This is a genomic window from Dechloromonas denitrificans (assembly GCF_001551835.1).
Taxonomy (GTDB): domain Bacteria; phylum Pseudomonadota; class Gammaproteobacteria; order Burkholderiales; family Rhodocyclaceae; genus Azonexus; species Azonexus denitrificans.
The window spans coordinates 37516-63749 of sequence record NZ_LODL01000010.1 but is presented as its reverse complement, the minus strand read 5'-3'; the positions used below and the strand labels follow the sequence as shown (position 1 = coordinate 63749).

The following is a 26234-nucleotide window of genomic DNA, read 5'->3' as shown; positions in this document are numbered from 1 at the left end:
TTACAATTGATACCATTATTTCAAGCAAGCCTGAGCCTTAAGCCGCAGACTGGAATGCATTGGTCATTGACGGATAGCGTTGCAGCCGAACCCTGTCGAGAAAGGTGACCTATGGCATACGAAGTTGATTGGGAACCTGAAGGACTCCTCAAGCGTTTTTCCGGTTTTGTCAGTGGCCGGGAGTTCATCCAGGCCGTCGAACAGACGCAGGCCGACCCTCGCTTCGACGAGGCGCACTACGTCATCAATGACTTTTCGGAAGCCAGCGGGCATAGCTTGTCGGAAGAAACCCTGACCCAGATTTCGGCGATCAATTACGGTGCCCACGCCAGCAATCCGAATTGCCGGATCGTCTATGTGACGACCGACGAAAGCCTGAAGGAACGGGTCAGACAGGTTCTCATCGCCTCCAACATGTCCTCCTACCAGACCGAAGTCTGCCCCAGCCTTGCCGAGGCCCGGGACTGGCTGGACAGCCAGCCCAAACTGCACCTGCTGAGCAACGTCATGGGCTTCCGCAACATCTAGTCGCTGCCTGACAATCGACATATTTGATATTTTAGGCATTTTCGCCCGTCGACCGCAGCAATACCTGCACTCGCCGGTCGACTAGCCGAATTCGGCCAGTTGCTCGGCAATCTCAGCGAACAAGGGGCGGCGCCCCACTTCCGGGTCATGGCAACGCTCCGCCAAGGCCCGCAGGGCGCTCAACGTCTGCGGCGGCTCGCCGGCCGGGCAAAGATCGAGCAGTTCATCGAGCAGGCAGGCGAAGGCGCGCACCTCGATGCGTTGCAGGGCTTGCGCCCGGGCCTTCGCCTCCGGCTCGAAGAAGGAAGCGGCACCAAAGTCGCCGAGCAGGCAGTCACCGGCTGTGTGGTAGAGGATGTTGTGGGCGTAGAGATCGCCATGCAGGATGCCCTGGCCGTGCAGGTGGCGGGCCGCCGAGGCGATGCCGCGGGCAATGCCGAGGACGGTCGGCAGCGGCAAGCCGGCGCCGGCCGGGTAGATGTCGCGGGTACAGGAATCGAGGCTGGGCGGCCCGGCCAGATTGAGGTAATCGGTCGCGATCAGCGCCATCACCAGGCCATCGGCCGCCTGCGGATGGCCGGCTACTTTGCCGAGCACCGGAATCAGGTTGAGATGGGTGCCGGCGGCGATGCAGGCATCCATTTCGCTGTGCGGCAGGCCGTCGCTGGTCAGCGCCCCCTTGAACAGCTTGACGGCGACCTCGCCCGCCCCACCGGTGGCCCGGAAGATCTCGCCGGAAGCGCCTTCACCCAGTTTCTCGGCCAGACTCAGGGTCGTCCAGTCGATCTCGCCAATCGGGTGACGGGCCAGCACCGAGGCTTCCGAGCGGTCGCTGAACGGGTTGCCGGAATAGGCCAGCCAGGCCAGCCGGGGCAGCGTCAGCAGCCAGTCCGGCAAGGCTTCCAGCCGGTTGGCGGCAATCCGCAACAGTTCCAGATTGCGACAGTCGGCCAAGGCCGCGGGCAGGGCTTGCAGCCGGTTACCGGCCAGCATCAGTTTCTGCAGCGATTTGCAGCGCCCGATCGCGGCCGGCAGTTCTTCGATCCGGTTGTCGGTCAGCACCAGCCAGCGCAAGTCGGGCGGCAGGGCGGCGGCCGGCACCTCGGCAATCTGGTTGGCCCGAAAGCCGATCATGCTAAGTTGCGGGCAGGCACCGAGCACCTCCGGCAGCCGGGTGAAGCGGTTGTCGGAGCAGAAGATGATGCGCAGCTTGTGCAGCCGGGGCAGATCGTCGGGCAGGCGGCTCAGGGCGTTGCCGGAGAGGTTGAGAATCTCCAGCGTATCGGCCAGCGCGAAAATCTCGGCCGGGAATTCGGTGAGGCCGCAGCTCAGGTCGAGCCGCCGGATGCCGGCCAGCTGGCCGGCACGCAATCGGGAAAGGGTATCCATGGCTTTCGGCCGCTCGCAGCGGCAGGGTGAAAATTGGCCAAATTGGCAGGTCGACCGCAGGCATCGCCTGCCGGGCACCACAAGCGGTCTATTCGGCTTCCGCCCACTCGATGATCGCCCGCCATTGCTCGAGATCGCGCTCGGCCCGGGACGGCGGCAGGTCGAAGATGGTCATGCCGGCACCGGCGGCCTGGACATAGACCTGGGTATCGCGCAGATAGGCGAGCACCGGCAGCTCGAAAGTGGCGAAAAACCTTTCCAGCTCGCCGGCGGCACGCGTCCGCGCATCGACCCGCATGCCGATCACCGCGACATCGGCCCGCCCCTTGCGCACGGCCTTTTCGGAAAGCAGTTCGGTCAGGAAATGACGGGTCGCCAGCATGTCGAACATCGACGGCTGGACCGGCACGATGACCCGGGTCGACAGCTTGAGCACCTTGTCGAGCATCTTGCCGTGCAGGCCGGCCGGCGTATCAAGGACGACATGGCTGGTGCCTTTCGGCGGCCGCGAAATGTTGTCGGCGCCGATTTCCCAGGTGTCGATGCTGGGCAGCGCGAAAGGCCGGATGGCCAGCCATTCGCGCGACGATTGCTGGCGGTCGATGTCGCCGAGCATCACTTCATGCCGCTTGGAGGCGAAATAGCCGGCCAGGTTGGTGGCCAGCGTGCTTTTGCCGGAGCCGCCCTTGGGATTGGCGACGAGAAAGGCTTTCATGCCTGCAACTCCCGTTTGTCGAGGATGTGCCGCACCAGATTGACGTGTTCGCGCAGCGTATAGACCAGGTCGGTGAAGCCGAGCGGCACGTGCAGCTGACTGGCTTCGTCGTCGAGCGTATCGAGCCGGCTGCGGTATTCGGCCAGCTTGGCGGCATCGAAATGATGCTTGAGGTCTTCTTCGAGGAACTTCAGTTCGCCGTAGCAGCGGAAGACCTTGGAACGGACCCGCCAGGTGTAGATGGCCGGGGCGATCTTGAGCAGCGGGATGAGCAGGGCGACGATCGGTACCAGCAGCACGATCAGCCGGTCGACCAGGACGGCCAGCCAGAACGGCAGGTAGCGCTGCAGGAAGGAGGGGCCGGACTTGTAGTAGCGCGCAGCGTCGGGCGACAGCGGCAGCATCTGGTCCTTGTAGGCCGGGAATTCGCCGGCATCCTGGAAGAAGCCGGATTTGCCATGCACTTCGCTGGCCGCCTGCAGCAGCAGGCTTTGCAGGGCCGGATGCAGGTCGTCGCGGACGATCAGGTTGGCGGTCGGCGCCAGCACCTTGATGTCGTCCGGCGGGAAGTCGCGGACCAGATCGGCAACGCCGTGCGGAAAAGTCAGCTTGGTCAGGAAGGGAAAGCGGCGCTGGTAGGCGCCGGCCTGGGCAAAGCTCATCAGCTTGATGCCGGGGGAACGGAGCAGCACCTGAACGACCGGCGCCGTTTCGGCGGCGATGATGAAGGCGGCATCGATCCGCCCCTGCTGCAGTTCCTCGGCCGCCTTCAGACCGGCCAGCGGCACCAGGTGCTGGCCGGCCGGAATTTCGTTGGCGGCCAACAGTTGCTGCGCCAGTTGCCGCACGCCGGAGCCTTCCTGGCCGATCGCGATGCGCTTGCCGCGCAGTTCGGTCAGCCGGGTCAGAGGCTTGTCGCCACGATAGAAGACCCAGACCGGCTCGTAGAAAACGCTGCCGAGCGAGCGCAGACCGTTGTCCTCTTCCTCCGCATCGTCCTTCGGCGCAATGACGCCGCCCTGGACGAAACCGATTTGCGCCTCGTCCTTTTGCAGGCGCTCGAGGTTTTCCAGTGAACCGGCCGAAGTCTTGACCTCAAGCGTGATGCCGTCGCGGGCGAGAATCGCCGCGTAGCGCTGGGCAAACTGGTAGTAGGCGCCGCTCTCGCCGCCGGACGTGATGACGATCCGGTTCGGCGGCGCCGGCTGGACGAACTGGTAGGCGACGATGAAGCCGATGCCGACGATCAGGAAGATCCACCAGGCGGTGGCGAACAGGTCGCGCAGCGAAAGCAGGCCAGCCTTGATCTTCGCCATCACGGCAGCAGGATGGTCGAACCGGTCGTCTGCCGCGCTTCCAGATCGCGCTGCGCCTGGGCCGCATCCTTCAGGGCATAGCGCTGATTGACCTCGATCCTGACCTGGCCGCTTGCCACCACGGCAAACAGTTCGGCCCCCAGCGCCAGCAAATCCTCGCGCTTGGCGGTGTAGCCCATCAAGGTCGGCCGGGTGATGAACAACGAGCCCTTTTGCGACAGCAGCAGCAGGTCGACCGGCGGCACCGGGCCGGAGGCGTTGCCGTAGCTGACCATCATGCCCTGCGGCCGCAGGCAGTCGAGCGAACCGATGAAGGTATCCTTGCCAACGCCGTCATAGACCACCGGCACCCCTTCGCCGCCGGTAATTTCACGGACGCGCTGGGTGAAGTTCTCGTTCGAATAATTGATCACGTGGTCGCAGCCATGCGCCCTGGCCAGTTCGCCCTTGGCGGCCGAACCGACCGTGCCGATCACCGTCGCCCCCAAGACCTTGGCCCACTGGCAGGCAATCAGGCCGACCCCGCCAGCCGCGGCATGAATCAGCACGTGATCGCCGGCCTGCACACGGTAGGTGCGGCGCAGCAGGTAGGCAGCAGTCAGGCCTTGCAGCATCATCGCTGCCGCCGTCTCGAAGGGAATGCTGTCCGGCAGCTTGAGCAGGCGATGCGCCGGAATGTTGCGCGCCTCGGCATAGGCGCCGACCGGGCCGCCGGCATAGGCGACGCGGTCGCCCACCTTGACCTCGCTGACGCCCTCGCCGACCGCCGCGACGACCCCGGCGCCTTCAAGGCCGAGCCCGGATGGCAGCGGCAACGGGTAGAGGCCGCTCCGATGATAGGTATCGATAAAATTGAGGCCGACCGCGTGGTGGCGGACGGTGGCTTCGCCCGGGGCCGGGGCGGCCAGCTCGACTTCTTCCCAGCGCAGCACTTCCGGGCCGCCGGTCTGATGGATGCGAATGGCGTGGGTCATCATCGTCTCCTGTTAAGGCTGTAATAATCTTCCGGAAAGTCCTGAGCGTATCATTAGGGAATGATTTCAATCCACCGCATCGTACTGCGCCGGCTACTGCTGGCCTGGGTTGCCGTCTCGCTGCTGGTCGGCGGACTGACCTACTATTTCGAACTCGAACAGATCGACGATGCGGTCGTCGCCCTCGCCGCCAGCCAATCAACCCATTTCGCCCCGGAAGGCCTGAAGACCGGCACCCACACAGCCGAGGAACTGCGTGTCCTGGAACAGCGGGCCGGCGAGTTCGTCAAACGCAACTTCGTCGTCATCGAGGTCTATGACCGCCAGGAGCAACGTATCCTGGAAGCGGTCAATCCGCAGTATGCGCACATCGAGGCGGAACTGAAACGATTCAAGCACAGTTTTCCGCACGACACCCACAGCCATTACCAGAAGTTCGTCATCGGCGACGACACAGTCGTCCAGGTGCTGGTCCCGCTGCCCAGCAAGAACGGCGGCAATGCCGGCTTTTTCGAGGGCGTTTTCGTCGTCGACCGCGCCACCCTGCACGAATTCCGCGACCGCCTGTGGCACACGCTGGCCACCGTGCTATTCGCCGTGCTGGCGACCACCGTGCTGCTCTACCCGGTGATCATCGCCCTCAACCGCGACGTCATCCGCTTCTCGCAGGAGGTTCTCAAGGGCAACCTGGAAATGGCCTCGGTGCTCGGCGCCGCCATCGCCAAGCGCGACTCGGACACCGGCGACCACAATTACCGCGTCACGCTGTACGCCATCGAACTGGCCGAAGCGGTCGGCCTGAGCGCCGGCGAAATGCGCCAACTGATTCTCGGCGCCTTCCTGCACGATGTCGGCAAGATCGGCATCAGCGACAACATCCTGCTCAAGCCGGGCAAGCTGACCGCCGAGGAATTCGCCATCATGCGCACCCACGTCGCGCTCGGCGTCGACATCGTCGAGCAATCGGACTGGCTGCAAGGGGCGCGTGCCGTCATCGAGGGCCACCACGAGAAGTTCGACGGCTCGGGCTATCTGCGCGGCCTGAGCGGCAACGACATTCCGCTCAATGCGCGGATCTTCTCGATTGTCGACGTCTTCGACGCGCTGACCTCACGCCGCCCCTACAAGGCGCCGATGCCGCTCGACGGGGCGCTCGGCATCATCCAGAAGGATGCCGGCACGCACTTCGATCCGCGCCTGGTCGAGCACTTCCTGGCCATCGCCGCCGACCTGCACGCCCGTATCGGCCTCGCCAGCGAAGCCGAACTGCAGGCCCGGCTGCGCGAACAGGCGATGCGCTACTTCCTGCGCGCCTCGGTCGAAGCCAGCGCCCCGGCGGCTGTAGCGGCGTAACGACATGCCCACCAGCAAGCCACGCGTCTCGGTCTTCATCGCCACCAGCCTGGATGGCTTCATCGCCCGCCCCAACGGCGAACTCGACTGGCTGGAGCGGGGCAATGCCGTGGTGCCGCCTGGCGAAGATTGCGGCTATCAGGCCTTCATGGCGTCGGTAGATGTGCTGGTCATAGGCCGGCTGACCTACGAGAAAGTCTTGAGCTTTGGCGATTGGCCATATGCCAGCCAGCGCGTCATCGTGCTGTCCAGCGGCAAGCAGGTCAGGCCAGCCCCCGCCCCCTATGTCGTCGAATCGTCAAACGAGGCGCCCCGGCAACTGCTGGCGCGGCTCCACAGCGAAGGCTGCCGGCATGTCCATCTCGATGGCGGCCTGACCATTCAGGGTTTTCTGCGCGAAGGTCTGGTCGATGAACTGACCATCACCACCATCCCGGTCCTGCTCGGCAGCGGACGCCCGCTGTTCGGGCCAGTGAACCAGGACATGCCTTTCCGGCTCACGGCCAGCCAGTCATTTGCCTTTGGTTTCGTCCAGAACACCTATCTGCGCAGCAACAGCTGAGCCAACAGCGGACAACCGCCTCAAACCGGCGTCAGCTTGGCGTATTCCAGCGCCAGCCACTTCATGCCGCTGCCGCCGAAATTCACTTGCACCCGTGCATCGCCTCCGCGCCCTTCCGTCGAGACGATAACCCCGACGCCGAACTTGGCGTGCTCCACCGTCATGCCGATGCGCAGGCCGCCTTGCACCGTTTCGGCGTAGCCGCCGCCAAACGAGCCGAAAGCCGGCACAGCCGACTCCGCCTTCTTGTTCAGCTTCTTCAGCAGGTTTTCCGGGATTTCCTCGAGGAAGCTGGACGGCACGCAGTAGCGCGTCTGGCCGTGCAGCATCCGGGTCTGGGCGCAGGTCACGTAGAGGCGCTGACGGGCTCGAGTAACGGCGACGTACATCAGCCGGCGCTCTTCCTCCAGGCCGTCACGGCCCTGATTGACCGAATTTTCGTGCGGGAACAGCCCCTGTTCGAGGCCGGTAATGAAGACGACGTCGAATTCCAGGCCCTTGGCGGCGTGCACCGACATTAGCTGGACCGCTTCCTGACCTTCGCCGGCCTGGTGCTCGCCGGCTTCCAGCGAGGCCAGGGTGAGGAAGGAAACCAGCGCGCCGCCTTCGCCGATCGCCCCTTCGTCGTCGATGAAGGTGGCGGCGGCGTTGATCAGTTCGTCCAGGTTTTCCAGCCGGTCCTGGCCTTCCTTCTCGGTCCGGTAATGCTGGGCCAGGCCACTCTTTTCGATGATGTGCTCGACCATTTCGGGCAGCGGCAGACCTTCGGTTTCCTGGCGCAGGCTTTCGATCAGCCGGATGAAGGCGCCCACCGTCTGGCCGGCCTTGCCGGTCAGCGAGGCAGCGGCGTTGTAGAGGCTGGAATTCATCTGGTGCGCGGTGGCCTGCAGATTTTCCAGCGAGCGGGCGCCAATGCCACGGGTCGGGAAATTGACGACGCGCAGGAAGGCGGTGTCGTCGTCCGGATTGCCCAACAGGCGCAGGTAGGCCAGCGCGTGCTTGATTTCCTGGCGCTCGAAGAAGCGCAGGCCGCCATAGACCTTGTACGGTACATTCTTGGTGAACAGCTCGTTTTCCAGCACGCGCGACTGGGCGTTGGAGCGGTAAAGCAAGGCGATCTGCGTCGGCGAGACGCCTTCGCGGACCAGTTCGCGGATTTCCTCGACAATGAAGCGCGCCTCGTCGAGGTCGGAATAACCCTCGAAGGCGCGGATCGGCTCGCCTTCGCCGGCATCGGTCCACAAATTCTTGCCGAGACGTTCGCGGTTGTTCTTGATCAGCGCATTGGCGGCAGCCAAGATGTTGCCGTGCGAACGATAGTTCTGTTCGAGGCGGATGATGTTGTTGCCGGCGTAGTCGCGCTCGAAGTCGCGCATGTTGCCGACTTCGGCGCCGCGGAAGGCATAGATGCTCTGGTCGTCGTCGCCGACCGCGAAGACCTTGGCGCCACCGCCGGCCAGCAGTTGCAGCCAGGCGTATTGCAGCTTGTTGGTGTCCTGGAATTCATCGACCAGGATGTAACGGAAGCGCTCCTGGTAATGCTGGCGCAATGGTTCGTTACGTTGCAGCAATTCGTAACAGCGTAGCAGCAATTCGGCGAAATCGACGACGCCTTCGCGATTGCACTGGTTTTCATATTCGGCGTAGAAGTCGACGCGCTTCTGCGTGTAGTGGTCGTAGGCCTCGGCCTGCGCGGCGCGGACGCCCTGTTCCTTGTGGGCATTGATGAAATGGCACAGTTCGCGCGGCGGATATTTTTCGTCGTCGAGATTCAGGTTCTTCAGCAGGCGCTTGACCATCGCCAGCTGGTCGGCCGTATCGAGAATCTGAAAAGTCTGCGGCAGGCCGGCCTCGCGGTAATGGGCGCGCAACAACCGGTTGCACAGACCGTGGAAAGTGCCGATCCACATGCCGCGCGTATTGATCGGGACCAGCGACGAGAGGCGCGCCGTCATTTCCTTGGCCGCCTTGTTGGTGAAGGTCACGGCCAGGATACCGTGCGGCCCGACCTGGCCGGTCGACATCAGCCAGGCGATGCGCGTCGTCAGCACCCGGGTCTTGCCGCTGCCCGCCCCGGCGAGGATCAGCCCGTGCACAGGCGGCAGGGTGACGGCCTGGAGTTGCGGAGGGTTCAGGTTGGCAAGAAGGTCTGACATGGATCAATCCAAACTATTACTAAAGGCGTAGAATGCGCCCGATAATTCAGCGCCGGAAAATTGGTCTTACCAATTTGTTGTAATTGTGCAACGCAGCATATAGCTCACAACAATTCGTTACACACAGCAAAAACGGGGCAAGTATACTTGCCTACATATATATTGCAGTGCACAAAACTTTAAGCCCACAAGGCAGTCATACAAATAAGTGGTCACCACCACGCAGTACAAGGAGTAACAGCATGAATAACATGAACGCCCCCAAAATCCTGCCCTGGATTGCCAAGAAAGCCGGCATCAGTGACGAACTGGCGCTCAAGCTGTGGCGTCGCGCCGTGTCCGAGGCCGAATACCTGACCGGCAACTCGGAAGGTGCCGAGTACTGGGGCCTGGCCGTCGAGCGTTTCCTTGGCATCGTCGAAGACGAAGTCGGCGACACCCCGGAATATACCCTGACCCCGGCCCCGCGCCTGTCCTGGATGTGGCACCACCAGAGCCGGATGTCGCTGCTCTCGCTGATGGCCGCCCAGAATGCCTACCGTTACTGGCAGAACACCTGGGAAGGCATGTACGGGCAAAAACACGCCGCCTGAGTGAGGGCTGTTGGTAGCGCCGGATGCCCGGCGTAGATACACGCAGTTCACGCACCGGTTGCAGTGCGCCTAGACAGCCTCGTCAAACCCGGATCGCTCTGATTCGACCGGCCAAGCCGGCAGCAGAGAGTTGGTCGTGCAGGACCATCGCCCCATCCGGGTCAAGACGAGGCAACACCGGCGACCAGCGGCCATCCGGCCGCTGCGCCGACGGTCAACGGCAGAAAACAACCGAAAACCGCCACCACACCTCCCTGCTTTGCCCGCATCACCTCTCGAAACGGGTTCAACCGGTATAATTCCGCGCTTGACAACGATTCTTCAGCAGAGAGCCATGCAGGACAAATACGCCCCCGCCGACATCGAACGCGCCGCCCAGAGCCACTGGGACAAGACCGGTGCCGCGCGCGCCGTCGAAGACGCCACCAAGCCGAAATATTACTGCCTGTCCATGTTCCCTTACCCGTCGGGCAAGCTGCACATGGGCCACGTCAGAAACTACACGATCGGCGATGTGCTCTCCCGCTTCCACAAGATGCAGGGCTACAACGTGCTGCAGCCAATGGGCTGGGACGCCTTCGGCATGCCGGCCGAGAACGCCGCACTGCAGAACAACGTGCCGCCGGCCGGGTGGACCTATTCCAACATCGACTACATGCGCAAGCAGTTGCAGTCGCTCGGCTTCGCCATCGACTGGGAACGCGAATTCGCCACCTGCACGCCCGAGTACTACCGCTGGGAACAGTGGCTGTTCACCCGCCTCTATGAAAAGGGCCTGGTGTACAAGAAGCTCGGCACCGTGAACTGGGACCCGGTCGACCACACCGTGTTGGCCAACGAGCAGGTCATCGACGGCCGCGGCTGGCGTTCCGGCGCGCTGATCGAGAAGCGCGAGATCCCCATGTACTACATGAAGATCACCGCCTACGCCGAGGAACTGCTGTCCGAACTCGACAACCTGCCGGGCTGGCCGGAACAGGTCCGCCTGATGCAGAAGAACTGGATCGGCAAGAGCACCGGCGTCCGCTTCGCCTTCCCGCTGGCCGATAACGCCGACGAAAAGCTGTGGGTATTCACCACCCGCGCCGACACCATCATGGGCGTCACCTTCGTCGCCGTCGCCGCCGAACACCCGCTGGCGACCAAGGCTGCGGTCAACAACCCGGAACTGGCCAATTTCATCGAGGAGTGCAAGAAGGGCGGCGTCGCCGAAGCCGACATCGCGACGATGGAAAAGAAGGGCATGCCGACCAGCATCTATGTCACGCATCCGCTGACCGGCGAACGGGTCGAAGTCTGGGTCGGCAACTACGTGCTGATGAGCTACGGCGACGGTGCCGTGATGGCCGTGCCGGCGCACGATGAGCGCGATTGGGATTTTTCGGTACGACACTCACTGCCGGTCAAACGTGTAGTAGCCAGCCAACAGCTACTCCAAGATTGGCACAAAGCAACCGAAGCATTGAAGGCAGCGGGAATCGCTTACCCGGACACAGAGGTAGCACCGTACTCATTCATTTCGTTCATCGAACAAAATCTGTTTACCAAGCAGCTACCTAATGATGTTCATGAAGCAGTGAGCATGCTTCACACCCAATTGCTGCACGAATCTCCGAACTGTGACAAAGGAATTTTGATCAATTCCGGCAAATACGACGGCCTCGGCTATGAAGCCGCCGTCGACGCCATCGCCGCCGACCTCGCCGCCAAGGATCTGGGCGACAAGAAGGTGCAGTTCCGCCTGCGCGACTGGGGTATTTCCCGCCAGCGCTACTGGGGTTGCCCGATCCCGATCATCCACTGCAAGACCTGCGGCGACGTGCCGGTGCCCGACGAGCAATTGCCGGTCGTGCTGCCGGAAAACGTCGAGATCACCGGCGCCGGCTCGCCGCTCGCCAGGATGCCCGAGTTCTACGAGTGCAAGTGCCCGAAGTGCGGCGGCGACGCCCGCCGTGAAACCGACACCATGGACACCTTCTTCGAGTCGTCCTGGTACTTCCTGCGCTACGCCTGCCCGGACAACGCCACGGCCATGGTCGACGAGCGCGTCGCCTACTGGTGCAAGGGCGGCATCGACCAGTACATCGGCGGCATCGAGCACGCCATCCTACATTTGCTCTATTCGCGCTTCTTCACCAAGCTGATGCGCGACGTCGGCCTGATCGGCGATCTCGGCGAGCCCTTCGCCAACCTGCTGACCCAGGGCATGGTCGTCGCCCCGACCTTCTACCGTGAACTCGACGGAGGCAAGAAGCAGTGGCTCAACCCGGCCGACGTCGATGTCGTCACCGACGAGAAAGGTCGCCCGACCGGCGCCACGCTGAAGGCCGACGGCTTGCCGGTGGTCATCGGCGGCACCGAGAAGATGTCGAAGTCGAAGAACAACGGCGTCGATCCGCAAGCCCTGATCGACCAGTACGGTGCCGACACGGCGCGCCTGTTCATCATGTTCGCCTCGCCGCCCGACCAGTCGCTGGAGTGGTCCGATGCCGGCGTCGAAGGCGCTTACCGCTTCCTGCGCCGTTTGTGGAAGACCACCTACGACCACGTCCAGGCCGGACTGGTCGCCGCCAGCACCGGCAACGACGGTCTGAGTTCGGCCCAGACCGACCTCCGCCGCAAGCTGCACCAGACGATGGGCAAGGTCGCCGACGACTACGGCCGCCGCAAGCAGTTCAACACCGCCATCGCCGCTGTGATGGAACTGTTGAACGCCTACGACAAGTGCGACCTCAAGGAGGCCGCCGGCCGCGCGCTGGCCCAGGAAACGCTGGAAAGCATCGCCCTGCTCCTCTTCCCGATCGTACCCCACATCGGCCAGGCGCTGTTCGCCGAGCTGAAGCCGGGCCAGGATGCCGGCAACCAGGCCTTCCCGAAAGCCGATCCGGCCGCCTTGAAGCAGGACGAGATCGAACTGATGATCCAGGTCAACGGCAAGCTGCGCGGGGCCATCCGCGTTGCCGCCGCAGCCGACAAGGCGAGCATCGAAGCGGCCGCGCTGGCCAACGCGGATGCCGTCAAGTTCATGGAAGGCAAGGCGCCGAAGAAGGTTGTCGTCGTTCCCGGCCGTCTGGTCAACATCGTCGTTTAAGGAAATTTCGCCATGCGTGTCCCGTTCAGGCTTTTGCTCGCCGTGCTTTTCGCCGCCCTGGTGGCCGGCTGCGGCTTCCAGCTGCGCGGGACGCTCAGCGGCAACCTGCCTTACAAGACGATGTACATCGCGCTGCCGGAAACGGCCGACGTCAATATCTGGCTGCAGCGCTACATCAAGGCCAGCGGCAGCACCGAGATTCTCGACGAGCCGACCGGCGCCGAAGCGATCTTCCAGCAACTGGGCGACAGCCGGCAGAAGACCATTCTCAGCGTCAATGCCCAGGGTCGCGTCCGCGAATACCGCCTGCAACTGAATTACCGCTTCCAGGTCACCAACCAGAAGGGGCAGGTACTGGTGCCGCCGAATGAAGTCAGCCTGAGCCGCGACATCACCTTCGACGATTCCAACGTGCTGGCCAAGGATCTGGAAGAAGGCCTGCTCTGGCGCGACATGAACAACGACCTGGTCAACCAGATCATGCGCCGGCTCAGCCTGACCAAGCCGAAGAACCCCAATCAGCAAGAAGACGACTGATGCTGCTCAAGGGCGAACAGCTGGCGGCGCATCTCGAACGCGAGCTGCGCCCGCTTTACGTGCTCTACGGCGACGAGCCGCTGCTGGTCATCGAAGCGGCCGACGCCATCCGCGCCAAGGCACGGAAGCAGGGCTACAGCGAGCGCGAAGTGCTGACCGTGCTGCCGCAATTCGACTGGGGCGCCTTGCTCGCCGCCGGTGGCAACCTGTCGCTGTTCGGCGATAAAAAACTGATCGACCTGCGCATTCCGACCGGCAAGCCGGGCAAGGAAGGCAGCGCCGCCTTGCAGCAGTGGTGCCAGAACCTCTCGCCCGACAACCTGCTGCTGATCACGCTGCCCGAACTCGACTGGCGCGAGGAAAAGGCCGCCTGGTTCACCGCGCTGGTCAATGCCGGTGTCGCCATCAAGCTGATGGCCCCGCCACTGGCCGAACTGCCGGGCTGGATCGCCGGCCGCCTGCGCCGCCAGCAGCAGAGCGCCGACCTCGACAGCCTGAAATTCGTCGCTGAACGCGTCGAAGGCAACCTGCTCGCCGCCCACCAGGAAATCCAGAAACTCGGCCTGCTCTATCCGGCCGGACAGTTGAGCGCGGCACAGATTCGCGATGCGGTGCTCAATGTCGCCCGCTATGACATCGATGGCCTGCGCGAAGCCCTGCTCGCCGGTGATATCGCCCGCCTGACGCGGACGCTGGACGGCCTGATGCAGGAAGGCGAAGCACCGCCGCTGGTGCTGTGGGCGATGAGCGAGGAAGTCCGGGCGCTGACCGTCATTCGCGCCGGCATGGATGCCGGCCGGCCGCTCGATCAATTGCTCAAGGATGCCAAGGTCTGGGGACCGCGCGCGACGCCGGTGAAAAAGGCCTTGCAGCGACTGTCGACCGCAGCCCTCGAAGCGGCGCTGCAACATGCCGGCAAGATCGACCGCCTGGTCAAGGGCATCGGCCAGGGCAATGTCTGGGAGGAGTTTCTGCGCCTCGGCCTGCGTCTCTGCATGACCAATCAAAAATAGAAGGGCACGGCGCCTGCGCCGCGCAAAAGCAACCCGGGGGGGAGTGATGAAAAACGTTTGCCGCAGCCTACTCGCGCTCAGCCTGAGCGCCACGCCCTTCGCTGCCGTGGCAGCCGACAGCGTCGCCGCCCTGCTCCCCCTGTCGCTCGAAGAACTGATCGCCACCCCGGTCGTCACCGCCTCCCGCCACCAGCAGGGGCGCGAGCAAACGCCGGCCCACATCATGGTCATCACCCGCGAGCAGATGCGTGACCGGCGCTACAAGAGCCTCGCCGATCTGCTCGAAGACCTGCCCGGTGTCGATTTCCAGCGCGGCACCCGGTCCACGCAGTACAACAATTTCGTTTTTCAGGGCCACCTCAGCAACAACAAGCTGCTGATCCTGCTCGACGGCGTCCGCATCGACCACCCGGCCGGCGGCAAGATTCCGATTGCCGAGAACTTCTCGCTCTATTTCGCCAAGCAGGTCGAAGTCCTCTACGGCCCGGCCGCCGCGCTCTACGGCGCCGACGCCTTCGCCGGCGTCATCAACATCATCACCGAAAAGGCCGGCGATACGCCGGGCGGCAAGATCTCGGCCGGGGTCGGCAGCTACGGTTCGCTGGAAGGGAATTTCCTGGTCGGCGGCAAGCTCGGCGAAACCATTGCCTTGACCGTCGGCGCCCACTATCAGGAAAGCGACCGCGCCCCGCTCGACAAGGATTACCCCGACACCTACCGCAAGGTCGCGGCCGGCGGCGTGCCGGCCGCCCAGCGCGAGGATTACGTCGGCAACATCAGCAGCCAGAGCCAGTATTTCCGGCTCGACGCCGGCGAGGCACTGACCGTTGGCTTCTACCGCAACAATTTCCGCAGCCTGAGCAGCACCGGCGACCGGCCAAACAGCGTCTTCTATCTGAGCGATGCGTTCTGGGACACGACGATCGAGACCTGGCAAGGCAAATACCGCTTCGATCTGACGCCGACCCTGAAAGGCGAACTGATCCTCGACCATTCGACCTACGAGGTTGATCCCCGCTCGCGTTACATCAACTCGGTCACCAACTTCCAGAACCACGGCTACGACTATTCCTACGCCCGCCGGCGCGGCATCGAGCAGAATTTCAACTGGCAGGCCAGCGACGAACACGTGATCCAGGCCGGCCTCGGCTACAAGGATTATTACGCCATCGAAACGCCGGACCTGCCCTACCCCTACGACACCTCGAAAGGGGCGCAGGGCCAGGGCATGATCTATCCGAACACCAGCCTGCCCTTGCGCATCTTCGACAACCGCTACGACAGCTGGTCGGCCTACATGCAATGGCAGGCGCAATGGACGCCGAGCCTGTCGACGATGGTCGGTGCCCGCGAGGACTGGTTCTCGACCTACGGCTCGAGCTTCAATCCGCGCCTGGGCGTGGTCTGGCAGCCGGCGGCCGGCAATTACCTGAAACTGCTCTACGGCGAGGCCTTCCGCGCGCCGTCGCCGGAAGAAAGCTACAGCGCCTTCGGCAGCTTCAACGCCAGCGGCAAGCCGAGCGGCCTGTTCCGCGCTCCCAATCCGAGTCTCGAACCGGAAAAGTCGAAAACCCTGTCGCTGACCTGGGACTGGCGACCGACCAACAAATTCAACCTGGTCACCAACGCCTACCTGACCAAGGTCGAGCACATCATCATTACCCGCGCCGACCCGGTCCCGGTGCAGTACATCCCGGGCGCGACGCTGACCCAGACCGAGTCGAAACAGAACAGCGGCCGCGACCAATATCATGGCATCGACTTCATCCCGCAATGGCAGGCCCACCTGGGCGGGCCATGGCATGCCGATTTCTGGGGCAGCTACAGCTACGTCAAGGGCTGGATTCGTGAAACCGATGACGGCCCCGAACTGCAGCAGGTCAATATCGCCGCCCACAAGATCAAGCTCGGCGTCACGCTGCGCTACCAGGACTGGCTGACCATCACGCCGCGCCTGCAATGGATCGACGAAACGACGACCGGCGCCATCAACCGCATCCAGAACGACCGGATCAAGCTGACCGAACCGTACACGGTGGCCAGCCTGCACATCGGAGCCCACAAGCTGGCCGGCGAGCACCTGTCGCTCTATTTCGACATCTACAACCTGTTCGACGAGCGCTACTACGCGGCCAACACCTCGTCCTCAAGCGCCGTCCTGCAGGCCGTACCGCAGCAGCCCCGGACCTTCATGGGCACGGTCGAATACCGTTTCTGACCCGGCCGCGTGCGCACAGCTTCCACCTTCCGTCACCGACTGGCCCTGAGCCTGGCCTGCTGGCTCGGCCTCGGCCTGCCGCTGAGCGCGGCCGCCCAGGCCCAGGCCATTTCGGAATACGGCATGAAGGCCGTGCTCTTCTACCGGCTGTCCCAGTTCGTTTACTGGCCGAGCGACGAGAAGACGCCGGCCCCGCTGATCCTCTGCGTCGTCGGCAAGAACCCGTTCGGGGCCAGCATCGCGCAACTGAACCAGGGCGTCAGCGGCATTGAGGTGCGCATCGCGCCCAGCGATCCGCATGCCTGCCACCTGCTCTTCATCAGCCGCTCGGAAAGCGGCAACCTCGACAGTTGGCTGAGCCGGACCGAAGGCCGGCGCCTCGTCACCGTCTCCGACATTGCCGGCTTCGCCCGCGCCGGCGGCATGATCGAATTGCCCGTCGAAGGCGAGCGGGTCGGCATCGTGATCAATCGCAAGACGGCGCAAAGGAAAGGCTTCGAATTCAATGCCCAGCTTTTGCGCCTAGCCCGGGTCATCGAACCATGAAGCGCCTGAGCACACGCCTGCGCCGCCTGCTGCTGCCCGACCCGAGCATCCGCAACAAGCTGATCCTGCTCTCCGTCTCCTTCCTGCTCATCACCGTGCTGCTGGTCTTCCTGCTCGTCTATCACCAGCAGAAGCAGTTATTGCAGACCCAGCTCGCCGAATCGATGAGCGCCCAGGCCCGGCTGCTGGCCACCAACACGCAGGCGGCCATCGCCTTTCTCGACCGCCGCGAAGCCGATCGCCTGCTTTCCTCGCTGGCCGTCAATCCAGCCGTCGATGTCGGCTACGCGGTGCTGACCGACGGCAGCGTGCTGGCCAAATTCGAACGCGACGCCGAGCTCGGCCTGACGATCCCGCCCGGCGACGAGAGCACGCTGTTTCTAGAGAAACATCTGATCATCCGCCAACCCATCCATCTGGACGACCAGGCACCAGCAGTCGGCCGGATCGAACTACTCGTTTCGCTCGACCAGTACCACCAGACGATGCGCCGGACGGTCGGCGAAACCCTGCTCCTGCTTTTCGTCGCGCTCAGCATCCTGGCCCTGCTCACCCGCCTGATCGTCGGCCGCCTGACCGCACCGCTGGAAAAGCTCGATGGCCTGGTCAAACGGATCTCCTCCAGCGCCCGCTTCGACGAACGGGTCAGCATCAACCGGGCCGATGAAATCGGCCGTCTCGGCCAGGGCTTCAACCAGATGCTCGACACGCTGCAGACGCGGGACCAGGAACTCGACACCTACCGGGTGTCGCTCGAGCAAATGGTCGATGAGCGGACCGCCGCGCTGCAGGAAGCGATCGCCGAAGCGCGCCGGGCCAATCACGCCAAGTCGGACTTTCTCGCCCGCATGAGCCACGAAGTGCGGACGCCGATGAATGCGATTACCGGCCTCTGCCGGATGGTCCTCGAAACACCGCTCGCCCCGCAGCAACGCGAGCATCTGGAACAGGTCCTGCAGTCCTCCGACGCCCTGCTCGGCATCATCAACGACATTCTCGACTACTCCAAGATCGAGGCCGGCGGCCTGCGCCTGGAAAGCATGCCCTTCGACATCGAGCAAGTCTTCCAGTCGGTCGCCAGCCTGTTCAGCGCCAAGGCACAAGCCCAGGGCCTGAAGCTGAGCTTCACCGGAGCCGGCGAGGTGCCCCGCCCGCTGCTCGGCGATGCGCTGCGCCTCGGCCAGATTTTGATCAATCTGGTCGGCAATGCCGTCAAATTCACCAGCCGGGGCGCCATCGAAGTCAGCGTCAAGGTCGCCAAACGGCTGCCCGACAACGGGATCAGCCTGGCCTTTGCGGTGCGCGACACCGGTATCGGCATCCCGGCCGACCAGCACGAACATCTGTTCGCCCCCTTCACCCAGGCCGACAGCAGCATCACCCGGCGCTTCGGCGGCACCGGCCTCGGCCTGACCATCTGCCACCAACTGGTCGAACTGATGGGCGGCCATATTTCGCTGGAAAGTACGCCCGGCCAGGGCAGCACCTTCCGCTTCACGATCAGCCTCCAGCTCCCCGCCGACAGCGAGCAAACGGCCATGCCTGCGGTCGACGGCAAAAAAACGGCAAATTTGCCGCGCTGGGCCGGCGAACGCATCCTGCTCGTCGAAGACATCGCGATCAACCGGACCATCGCCATCGCCTTGCTGCAACGGGTCGGTCTCAACGTCGGCATCGCCGCCAACGGCCAGGAAGCCCTTGATCTACTGGCCAGGGAGGATTTCAGCCTGGTCCTGATGGATATCCAGATGCCGGTGATGGACGGCCTGACCGCGACCAGGCTGATTCGCGCCAAGCCTCATCTGCAGGCGCTGCCGGTGATCGCGATGACTGCCCACGCGACCAGTGAGGACCAGGAACAGACGCGCCTGGCCGGCATGAACGAGCATCTGGTCAAACCGATCGTGCCCCAACTGCTCTATGCGGCACTCAGCCGCTGGCTGCCGCCGAGCGCCACCGAAGATGCCACAGCGCCCGACAGCGTGCGGCCGGCCGTGAAAGTGCCTTGCCCCGCGCTGCCCGGCATCGACCAGAACAACGGCCTGGCCCTGCACATGCATCGTCCGGACCTTTACCTCCGCTCGCTGCACGCCTTCCGCCACGACTTTTCCGATATCGACCAACGCATCCGGGAGGAACTGGACAGCGCGAACATGATGGAAGCGCGCCGCCTGGCCCATTCGCTGAAGTCGGTGGCCGGCTCGCTCGGTGCCGGCGCATTGAGCGAAGCGGCCCGAGCCCTGGAGCAGGCGCTGGCCGGCGAACAGCCACTCAGCGCAGTGACTGCCCTGGTCGACCGCCTGAGCGACGCGGCAGCCATCATCAATGATGGACTTGCTGCGCTGCCTCCGCTAAGCTCCAACCCGAACCGCATAAACAAAGCCAAGCGCGACGATCTGGCGTCGATCATCGGCCAACTTGAGCAGAACCTGCGAAATGCCGACGCCGAGAGCGAAGCCCAGCTGGAGCGGCTGAAGGCCGCGCTGGCCGATGCGGCGCCCTTAAATGATGAGCTGAAAGGAAGGCTCGCCAGCCTTGGCGAGTTGATTGACGATGTCGAATATGAAGCCGCCCTGGAAAAACTGCATGAAATGCATCGCCTCCTGAAAGCCGACCAGGCATGAACCAACGGCAAACCGTGCTCGTGGTCGATGACGAAAAGCAGAACCGGACCCTGCTCGCCGAACTGCTCAAGGACGACTGCCGCGTTGCCCTGGCCGGCAATGGCAACCAAGCGCTGGACCGGGCGCACGAATTGCAGCCGGACCTGATCCTGCTCGACGTGATGATGCCGGACATGAACGGCTACCAGGTCATCCAAGCCCTGAAGAACGACGACACGACACGACAGATTCCGGTCATCTTCATCTCGGCGCTCGATTCACCGGCCGACGAGGAGCGTGGCCTTGATCTCGGCGCGGTGGACTACATCACCAAGCCCTTCCATCCGTCGATCGTCCGCAAGCGGGTGCGCAACCACCTGCAATCGGTACACCACCGGCACCTGCTGGAAAACCTGGCGATGATCGACAGCCTGACCGAGATCGCCAATCGCCGGCGCTACGACGAGGCGCTGGAACATGAATGGCGGCGCGGCGCCCGCAACGGCAGCCCGCTATCGCTGGCCATCATCGACGTCGATCACTTCAAGGCTTATAACGACCGCCTCGGCCATGCCGAAGGCGACCATGTGCTGCGCCAGATCGCCCGCGCCCTGAGCGCTTTCGTGCGCCGGCCCGGCGACCTGATCGCCCGTTACGGCGGCGAGGAGTTCGTCCTCCTTCTCCCCGAGACCGATGCCCAGGCCGCGGCCGAGATCGGCGAGGAGATCCGCGCCAGCATCGAAAACCTGCATCTGGCGCATCCGAATTCGCCGGTCAGCAACTACATCACGATCAGCCTGGGCGGCACGACACTGATCCCGAACGGCGGCCAGGTGGCGCCGCTATTCTTCCAGATCGCCGACGATGCGCTCTACGCTGCCAAGGCAGACGGCCGAAACCGTGCCTTCTGGCGGCAGCGCACCGACTGAAACTTGGCTAAAACGGGGAAGTGAATCAGCCGGCCGCTTTGTCTGCGGCCTGATCCGGCTCCAAATCTTCCCAGATACAGGAGCGTTCCTGGCGAACATCCTGCAAGGCGTGTTTCTGCTCCTCCTGCACCAGGCATTCGCCATGGCACTCGCCGGAAACCACCACTACTTTTACATCAGCATCTACCTGGCGTTCGCCGTCCCAGTAGCTGCACGTTGCACAGACCTTGACCTCGGTCGGCAAAATCAATTTTTCGGCCATCTTATCCTCGATGGAAAGCCCTGTTGTCGTTGCGGATAAGAGTTTACCCGGTTCTGGAAGTTCCCCCTAAATTTGCTGGCTATAATGTTCCTTTGCCCAGCACCCGGAACATCATGGACATCAAGGAATACATGCAGACCGTCGGCCGCCAGGCGCGGGCCGCCTCCCGCCGACTGGCCGGAGCGACGACTGCCGAGAAGAACGCCGCCCTGCTCCACATCGCCGCCGCCATCCGCCGCGACAAGGCCGCGCTACTCGCCGCCAATGCCGAAGACCTCGCCGCCGCCCGTGCCGCCGGCCTGGAAACCGCCATGCTCGACCGCCTGACGCTGTCCGACAAAGGCGTCGACAACATGGCCGAAGGCGTCGAACAGGTCGCCACGCTGGCCGATCCGATCGGCGAGATGAGCGACATCAAGTACCGCCCGTCCGGCATCCAGGTCGGCAAGATGCGCGTGCCGCTCGGCGTCATCGGCATCATTTACGAAGCTCGTCCGAACGTTACCGCCGACGCCGCGGCGCTCTGCCTGAAATCCGGCAATGCAGCCATCCTGCGCGGCGGCTCGGAAGCCATCCGCTCCAACCGCGCCATCGCCGCGCTGGTCCAGGAAGGCCTCCAGGCCGCCGGGCTGCCCGCCGAATCGGTGCAGGTCATCGACACCACCGACCGCGCCGCGGTTGGCGAGCTGATCACCATGCGCGAATTCGTCGACGTCATCGTGCCGCGTGGCGGCAAGGGCCTGATCGCCCGCCTGCTGGCCGAATCGCGGGTACCGATGATCCAGCATCTGGACGGCAACTGCCACGTCTATCTCGAAGAAGAAGCCGACCCGAACAAGGCGCTGAAGATCGTCGAAAATTCGAAGACCCAGCGCTACGGCACCTGCAATACCGCCGAATCACTGCTCGTCGACCGCAGCGTCGCTGGCCTGCTGCTGCCGCCGATTGCCGCCATGCTGACCGGCAAGAGCGTCGAAATCCGCGGCTGCGCCGAAACGCAGGCCATCGTGCCGAACGCCGTCGCCGCCACGGAAGAGGATTACTACACCGAATACCTGGCGCCGATCATTTCGGTCAAGGTGGTGGCCGGCCTCGACGAGGCGATCGCCCACATCAACCAGTATTCCTCGCACCACACCGAGTCCATCGTCACCGACAACCACCCGAAGGCGATGCGCTTCCTGCGCGAAGTCGATTCGGCGTCGGTCATGATCAATGCCTCGACGCGCTTCGCCGATGGTTTCGAGTATGGGCTGGGCGCCGAAATCGGCATCTCGACCGACAAGATCCACGCCCGCGGCCCGGTCGGCCTGGAAGGACTGACCAGCCAGAAGTGGGTGGTTCTCGGCGACGGGCACGTGCGCGGATAATTTTCGTCATTCCCACGAATGCGGGAATCCAGCGACTTTCCTGGGTTCCCGCCTTCGCGGGAACGACAAATACACTGGAGCAGACCGATGGCCAAGGCCACTTTCAACTGGGAAGACCCACTCCTGCTCGACAGCCAGTTGGCGGCCGACGAGCGCCAGGTACGCAACGCCGCCCGCAGCTTCGCGCAGAAGGCGCTGCAGCCGCGCATCCGCGACGCCTTCCGGCATGAGTTGGTAGACACGGCGATCTTCCGCGAGATGGGTGACATGGGCCTGCTCGGCTGCACGCTACCGCCGCAATACGGCGGCGCCGGCCTGAACTACGTCTCCTATGGCCTGGTCGCCCGCGAAATCGAACGCGTCGATTCGGCCTACCGGACCATGCTCAGCGTCCAGTCCTCGCTGGTCATGCTGCCGATCTTCACGTTCGGCTCCGAGGAACAGAAAGAGAAATACCTGCCGAAGCTGGGCAAGGGCGAGCTGATCGGCTGTTTCGGGCTAACCGAACCGAATTCCGGTTCCGACCCCGGCAGCCTGGCGAGCCGCGCCCATGCCGTGCCCGGCGGCTGGAAGCTGTCCGGCAGCAAGATTTGGATTTCCAATGCGCCGATTGCCGATGTCTTCATCGTCTGGGCCAAGGACGATGCCGGCGCCATCCGCGGTTTCATTCTCGACAAGGGCATGGCCGGGCTGTCGGCGCCGGTCATCCACGGCAAGGTGGGGCTGCGCGCCTCGATCACCGGCGAGATCGTCATGGACGAAGTCTTCGTGCCGACCGAGAACCTGCTGCCCAAGGTCAGCGGCCTGAAAGGCCCGTTCACCTGCCTCAATTCGGCCCGCTACGGCATTTCCTGGGGCGCCCTCGGTGCCGCCGAGTTCTGCTGGCACACGGCACGCCAATACACGCTGGACCGCCAGCAGTTCGATCGACCGCTGGCCGCCAACCAGTTGGTGCAAAAGAAGCTGGCCGACATGCAGACCGAAATCACGCTCGGCATCCAGGGCGTGCTGCGCCTCGGCCGGATGATGGACGACGGTAGCGCGACGCCGGAGATCGTCTCGATGATGAAGCGCAATAGTTGCGGCAAAGCCCTCGACATCGCCCGCCTTGCCCGCGACATGCTGGGCGGCAACGGCATTTCGGACGAATTCGGCGTCATCCGCCATCTGGTCAATCTGGAAGTGGTCAATACCTACGAGGGCACGCACGACGTCCATGCGCTGATTCTCGGCCGCGCCCAGACCGGGCTGTCCGCTTTCTGATTTTTGCCCGTTTTCGGGCGTCGACCGCAGGAATGCCTTGGGAGGGGCACATGAGCGAAGCAATTTACCAGGCCATCGTCGCCGCCCCCGGTTTCGCCCTCGGCATCGAATGCAGCGACGACGAAATCACCACCATCGAATTCCTCGAACCTCAGCCGGCGCTGCCGCCGCGTACCGCGTTGGCCGCCGAGGCGGTACACCAGCTGGAAGCCTACCTGGCCGACCCGGCCTTCACCTTCGGCCTGCCGCTGCGCCCGGCCGGCACCCACTTCCAGCGCCGCGTCTGGGCGCAGATCAGCGCCATTCCGCTCGGCCGGACGCTGACCTACGGCGAGGTCGCCAAAAACCTGCACAACGCCCCGCGCGCTGTCGGCCAGGCCTGCGGCGCCAATCCCTACCCGCTGGTTGTCCCCTGCCACCGCGTGATTGCCGCCGGTGGCGGACTCGGTGGTTTCAACCGGCACGGCGGCGGCTTCCTGCTCGATGTCAAACGCTGGCTGCTGCGCCATGAAAACAGCGAGTTCACCGCCGCGCCCGGCTGATCTCGCCGAGATCGACAACTTCTGCGATGCGCTGTGGCTGGAAGACGGGCTGGCCAAGGCGACGCTCGACAGCTATCGCTCCGACCTCGGTCGGCTGGCCGGCTGGCTGGCCGAGCACGGCCACGAAGCGCTGCTCGACCTGCGTGAAACGACGCTCGCCGCCTTCATCGCCCATCTGTCGCGCCTGACCCGCGCCACCTCGCAGGCGCGCTACCTGTCGACGCTGCGCCGCTTTTACCGCTGGCAACTCGGCCGTGGTCGAATTTTTACCGACCCGACGCTGAAGCTGGCCAACCCGAGCCGCCCGTCGCGGCTGCCGAAAGTGTTGTCGGAGAAGCAGGTCGACGGCCTGCTCAATGCCCCCGACCTCGATACGCCGCTCGGCCTGCGCGACCGCGCCATGCTCGAAACCCTGTACGCCACTGGCCTGCGCGTTTCCGAACTGGTCAATCTGCAACTGCATGAAATCGGCTTCAACGACGGCGTCGTCCGCGTCATCGGCAAGGGCAGCAAGGAACGCCTGGTCCCGCTCGGCGAACTGGCCATCGACTGGCTGGGCCGCTATCTGAACGAAGCCCGGCCGGAGATTCTCAAGGGCCAGCTCAGCGAAGCGCTGTTCGTTACCGCCCGCGGCGGTGCGATGACCCGTCAGGCCTTCTGGCAGCTGATCAAGCGCTATGCGGCGCGGGCCGGCATCGCACCGGACAAGCTGTCGCCGCACGTGCTGCGCCACGCCTTTGCGACGCATCTGCTCAACCACGGCGCCGACCTGCGCGTCGTCCAGTTGCTGCTCGGCCATGCCGACATCTCGACCACCCAGATTTACACCCATGTCGCGCGCGAACGGCTGAAGAGCCTGCACGCCACCCACCACCCGCGCGGCTAGCCAGCCGTGCCCCAGCCTTCAGCGAAAGACCGGAGACTCGCCATGCCCAGGATGCGCCTAGCTTTATCGACCATCTTCCTCACCGCCCTGCTCTTCTCGGGTGCCTCGCAGGCCGGCGAACTGGAAGACATCCGCGCCCTGCTCGGTCAGATGCAAAAGACGCTGCAGCAACAACAAGCCCGCATCGAACAACTGGAAAAGCAGGCCGCCACGCGCAGCCCCCCGGAAAGCGCCGCTCCGACCGCAGCCAGCACCCCGCTGCCCGCTGCCCGCCCGAACGCCGCCCCCCGGATCGTCATGGCTTCGACCGCCGGCAGCAGCCCAAACAGCATTCCCCCATCGACCCAACCCAATGCCACCGAGCCGAGCCAGCCCGACATGCCGTTCGCCACCTTCTATGGTCGCCTCGACATCTTCGGCGAAGCGAACTGGGGCGGCTCGACCGGCAACCGGCTGGCCATCGAATCCGGCGGCATGACTGGCAGCCGGGTCGGCCTCAAGGGCGGCAAGGCGCTCAGCCCCGAGACCAACTTTATCTACCAGCTGGAAACCGGCTTCTTCGCCAACGACGGCAAGCTGGGCCAGACCGACAGCACGCATACTCGCATCTTCGGGCGCCAGCTCTACGTCGGTCTCGAAGGCCGCCTCGGCAAGCTGACCGTCGGCCGCCAGTACTCGCCCTTCTTCCTTGAAATGATGGTGTACGACGCCTTCGACAACGGCTACGGCTCGCCGACCAACGACGGCAACGTCAAGCCGGGACCGACCCGCTACGACAATTCCATCGTCTACAGCAGCCCGCGCTATCACGGCCTGGCCAGCAGCACCTTCGCCTCGCTCGGCGGCGAGAACGGCGGCGTCGAACAAAGTACCCTCGGCCTCACCCTCGATTACGCCAAGGGCCCGCTCGGCCTCGGCCTCGCTTACCAGTACGACAACCACAACACCTATACCGACCGCAGCAACCGGCATGCCTTCGCCGGCGCCAGTTACCAGATCGGCAAGGTCCGCCTGATGGGCGGCCTGGCCGGCGTCGATACCCGTTACGACAGCGGGATCGACAGCGAGTGGCGAAGCTGGTTCTTCGGCTCGCGCATCGACGTCACTGCCACCGGCCAGTTGCGCCTGAACTACGGCGAAGGGCACACTCCCGGCGCCACCATCAAGGACCGCGGCCGCGTCTTCTCGGCCGCCTGGATGGAAAGCATCAACCAGCAGTTCAAGGCCTACGTTGTCTGGTCGCGCCACCTCAACGAAGAAGGCGTCGCCTTCGCGCCTTCCGGTACCGCCGCCAACGGCTACTACACGGTCAATCCCGGCGACACGGCGAACGGCCTGGCGGCCGGCGTCCAGTACTATTTCTGAGCGGCGCACGCGGTAAAATCAGG

Annotated in this window: 22 protein-coding genes; 16 read left to right on the top strand and 6 right to left on the bottom strand. The window is 63.9% G+C overall.

Annotated features, from left to right (window positions below; genetic code table 11):
• Nucleotides 1–111: 111 nt before the first annotated feature.
• A complete protein-coding gene (locus AT959_RS04540; RefSeq protein ID WP_066881066.1) occupies nucleotides 112–528 on the top strand; it encodes a nitroreductase family protein in 417 nt (138 codons plus the stop codon).
• 81 nt (nucleotides 529–609) lie between these two features.
• On the opposite strand, the gene AT959_RS04535 is transcribed toward AT959_RS04540, so the two are convergent.
• From AT959_RS04535 to AT959_RS04520, 4 genes are all read right to left on the bottom strand, one after another.
• Nucleotides 610–1917: a leucine-rich repeat-containing protein kinase family protein gene (locus AT959_RS04535; protein WP_066881064.1), complete on the bottom strand. Its 1308-nt coding sequence runs from the start codon at nucleotides 1915–1917 to the stop codon at nucleotides 610–612.
• Between the two features lie 88 nt (nucleotides 1918–2005).
• On the bottom strand, nucleotides 2006–2632 hold the full coding sequence (locus tag AT959_RS04530) for a ParA family protein (RefSeq protein WP_066881062.1): 627 nt from the start codon (nucleotides 2630–2632) through the stop codon (nucleotides 2006–2008).
• Nucleotides 2629–3948 carry a TAXI family TRAP transporter solute-binding subunit gene (locus tag AT959_RS04525; RefSeq protein WP_066881060.1) on the bottom strand — a complete coding sequence of 440 codons (1320 nt, stop codon included), beginning with the start codon at nucleotides 3946–3948 and terminating at the stop codon, nucleotides 2629–2631. The genes AT959_RS04530 and AT959_RS04525 overlap by 4 nt, the downstream gene beginning before the upstream one ends.
• Nucleotides 3948–4922 (bottom strand): quinone oxidoreductase family protein, encoded by a 975-nt coding sequence (locus AT959_RS04520; protein WP_066881708.1) that lies wholly within the window; start codon nucleotides 4920–4922, stop codon nucleotides 3948–3950. Before AT959_RS04520 ends, AT959_RS04525 begins: the two co-directional genes overlap by 1 nt.
• 60 nt (nucleotides 4923–4982) lie before the next feature.
• Between AT959_RS04520 and AT959_RS04515 the strand changes: the two genes are divergently transcribed.
• Nucleotides 4983–6275, top strand: coding sequence for an HD-GYP domain-containing protein (locus AT959_RS04515; protein ID WP_066881058.1), 1293 nt, complete (start codon nucleotides 4983–4985; stop codon nucleotides 6273–6275).
• 4 nt (nucleotides 6276–6279) lie between these two features.
• Nucleotides 6280–6837, top strand: a complete 558-nt coding sequence (locus AT959_RS04510) for a dihydrofolate reductase family protein (RefSeq protein WP_066881056.1) — start codon at nucleotides 6280–6282, stop codon at nucleotides 6835–6837.
• Nucleotides 6838–6857: 20 nt separating this feature from the next.
• Here the strand turns inward: AT959_RS04510 and AT959_RS04505 are convergent, their stop codons facing one another.
• Complete coding sequence (locus AT959_RS04505; protein ID WP_066881054.1) at nucleotides 6858–8993, bottom strand: UvrD-helicase domain-containing protein; 2136 nt, start codon at nucleotides 8991–8993, stop codon at nucleotides 6858–6860.
• 242 nt (nucleotides 8994–9235) lie between these two features.
• Between AT959_RS04505 and AT959_RS04500 the strand changes: the two genes are divergently transcribed.
• The 8 genes from AT959_RS04500 to AT959_RS04465 all read left to right on the top strand — a co-directional run bounded on the left by AT959_RS04500 (nucleotide 9236) and on the right by AT959_RS04465 (nucleotide 20523).
• On the top strand, nucleotides 9236–9586 hold the full coding sequence (locus tag AT959_RS04500; protein WP_066881052.1) for a hypothetical protein: 351 nt from the start codon (nucleotides 9236–9238) through the stop codon (nucleotides 9584–9586).
• A gap of 334 nt (nucleotides 9587–9920) precedes the next feature.
• Nucleotides 9921–12677, top strand: a complete 2757-nt coding sequence (gene leuS / locus AT959_RS04495) for a leucine--tRNA ligase (protein WP_066881050.1) — start codon at nucleotides 9921–9923, stop codon at nucleotides 12675–12677.
• Nucleotides 12678–12689: 12 nt separating this feature from the next.
• A complete protein-coding gene (locus AT959_RS04490; RefSeq protein WP_066881047.1) occupies nucleotides 12690–13214 on the top strand; it encodes an LPS-assembly lipoprotein LptE in 525 nt (174 codons plus the stop codon).
• Nucleotides 13214–14227 (top strand): DNA polymerase III subunit delta, encoded by a 1014-nt coding sequence (holA, locus tag AT959_RS04485; RefSeq protein WP_066881045.1) that lies wholly within the window; start codon nucleotides 13214–13216, stop codon nucleotides 14225–14227. Before AT959_RS04490 ends, holA begins: the two co-directional genes overlap by 1 nt.
• A 46-nt stretch (nucleotides 14228–14273) precedes the next feature.
• On the top strand, nucleotides 14274–16445 hold the full coding sequence (locus AT959_RS04480) for a TonB-dependent receptor plug domain-containing protein (protein WP_066881043.1): 2172 nt from the start codon (nucleotides 14274–14276) through the stop codon (nucleotides 16443–16445).
• Between the two features lie 9 nt (nucleotides 16446–16454).
• The gene (locus AT959_RS04475) at nucleotides 16455–16991 is read left to right on the top strand and encodes a YfiR family protein (protein ID WP_066881041.1); all 537 of its coding nucleotides are present in this window, start codon (nucleotides 16455–16457) and stop codon (nucleotides 16989–16991) included.
• Nucleotides 16988–19615, top strand: a complete 2628-nt coding sequence (locus tag AT959_RS04470) for an ATP-binding protein (protein ID WP_066881039.1) — start codon at nucleotides 16988–16990, stop codon at nucleotides 19613–19615. The genes AT959_RS04475 and AT959_RS04470 overlap by 4 nt, the downstream gene beginning before the upstream one ends.
• Nucleotides 19612–20523 (top strand): diguanylate cyclase domain-containing protein, encoded by a 912-nt coding sequence (locus tag AT959_RS04465; RefSeq protein WP_066881037.1) that lies wholly within the window; start codon nucleotides 19612–19614, stop codon nucleotides 20521–20523. The genes AT959_RS04470 and AT959_RS04465 overlap by 4 nt, the downstream gene beginning before the upstream one ends.
• A gap of 25 nt (nucleotides 20524–20548) precedes the next feature.
• On the opposite strand, the gene AT959_RS04460 is transcribed toward AT959_RS04465, so the two are convergent.
• Complete coding sequence (locus AT959_RS04460; protein ID WP_066881035.1) at nucleotides 20549–20785, bottom strand: hypothetical protein; 237 nt, start codon at nucleotides 20783–20785, stop codon at nucleotides 20549–20551.
• A gap of 113 nt (nucleotides 20786–20898) precedes the next feature.
• Between AT959_RS04460 and AT959_RS04455 the strand changes: the two genes are divergently transcribed.
• The 5 genes from AT959_RS04455 (at nucleotide 20899) to AT959_RS04435 (ending at nucleotide 26211) form a co-directional block, all read left to right on the top strand.
• The gene (locus tag AT959_RS04455) at nucleotides 20899–22155 is read left to right on the top strand and encodes a glutamate-5-semialdehyde dehydrogenase (RefSeq protein WP_066881033.1); all 1257 of its coding nucleotides are present in this window, start codon (nucleotides 20899–20901) and stop codon (nucleotides 22153–22155) included.
• Nucleotides 22156–22242: 87 nt separating this feature from the next.
• Entirely contained in the window at nucleotides 22243–23418 is a 1176-nt protein-coding gene (locus AT959_RS04450) for an acyl-CoA dehydrogenase (RefSeq protein WP_066881031.1), read from the top strand.
• A gap of 50 nt (nucleotides 23419–23468) precedes the next feature.
• On the top strand, nucleotides 23469–23960 hold the full coding sequence (locus AT959_RS04445; RefSeq protein ID WP_205629828.1) for a methylated-DNA--[protein]-cysteine S-methyltransferase: 492 nt from the start codon (nucleotides 23469–23471) through the stop codon (nucleotides 23958–23960).
• Nucleotides 23926–24846 (top strand): site-specific tyrosine recombinase XerD, encoded by a 921-nt coding sequence (gene xerD, locus AT959_RS04440; RefSeq protein ID WP_066881027.1) that lies wholly within the window; start codon nucleotides 23926–23928, stop codon nucleotides 24844–24846. The genes AT959_RS04445 and xerD overlap by 35 nt, the downstream gene beginning before the upstream one ends.
• A 42-nt stretch (nucleotides 24847–24888) precedes the next feature.
• Nucleotides 24889–26211, top strand: a complete 1323-nt coding sequence (locus tag AT959_RS04435; RefSeq protein WP_083518206.1) for a porin — start codon at nucleotides 24889–24891, stop codon at nucleotides 26209–26211.
• The last annotated feature ends 23 nt before the right edge of the window (nucleotides 26212–26234 follow it).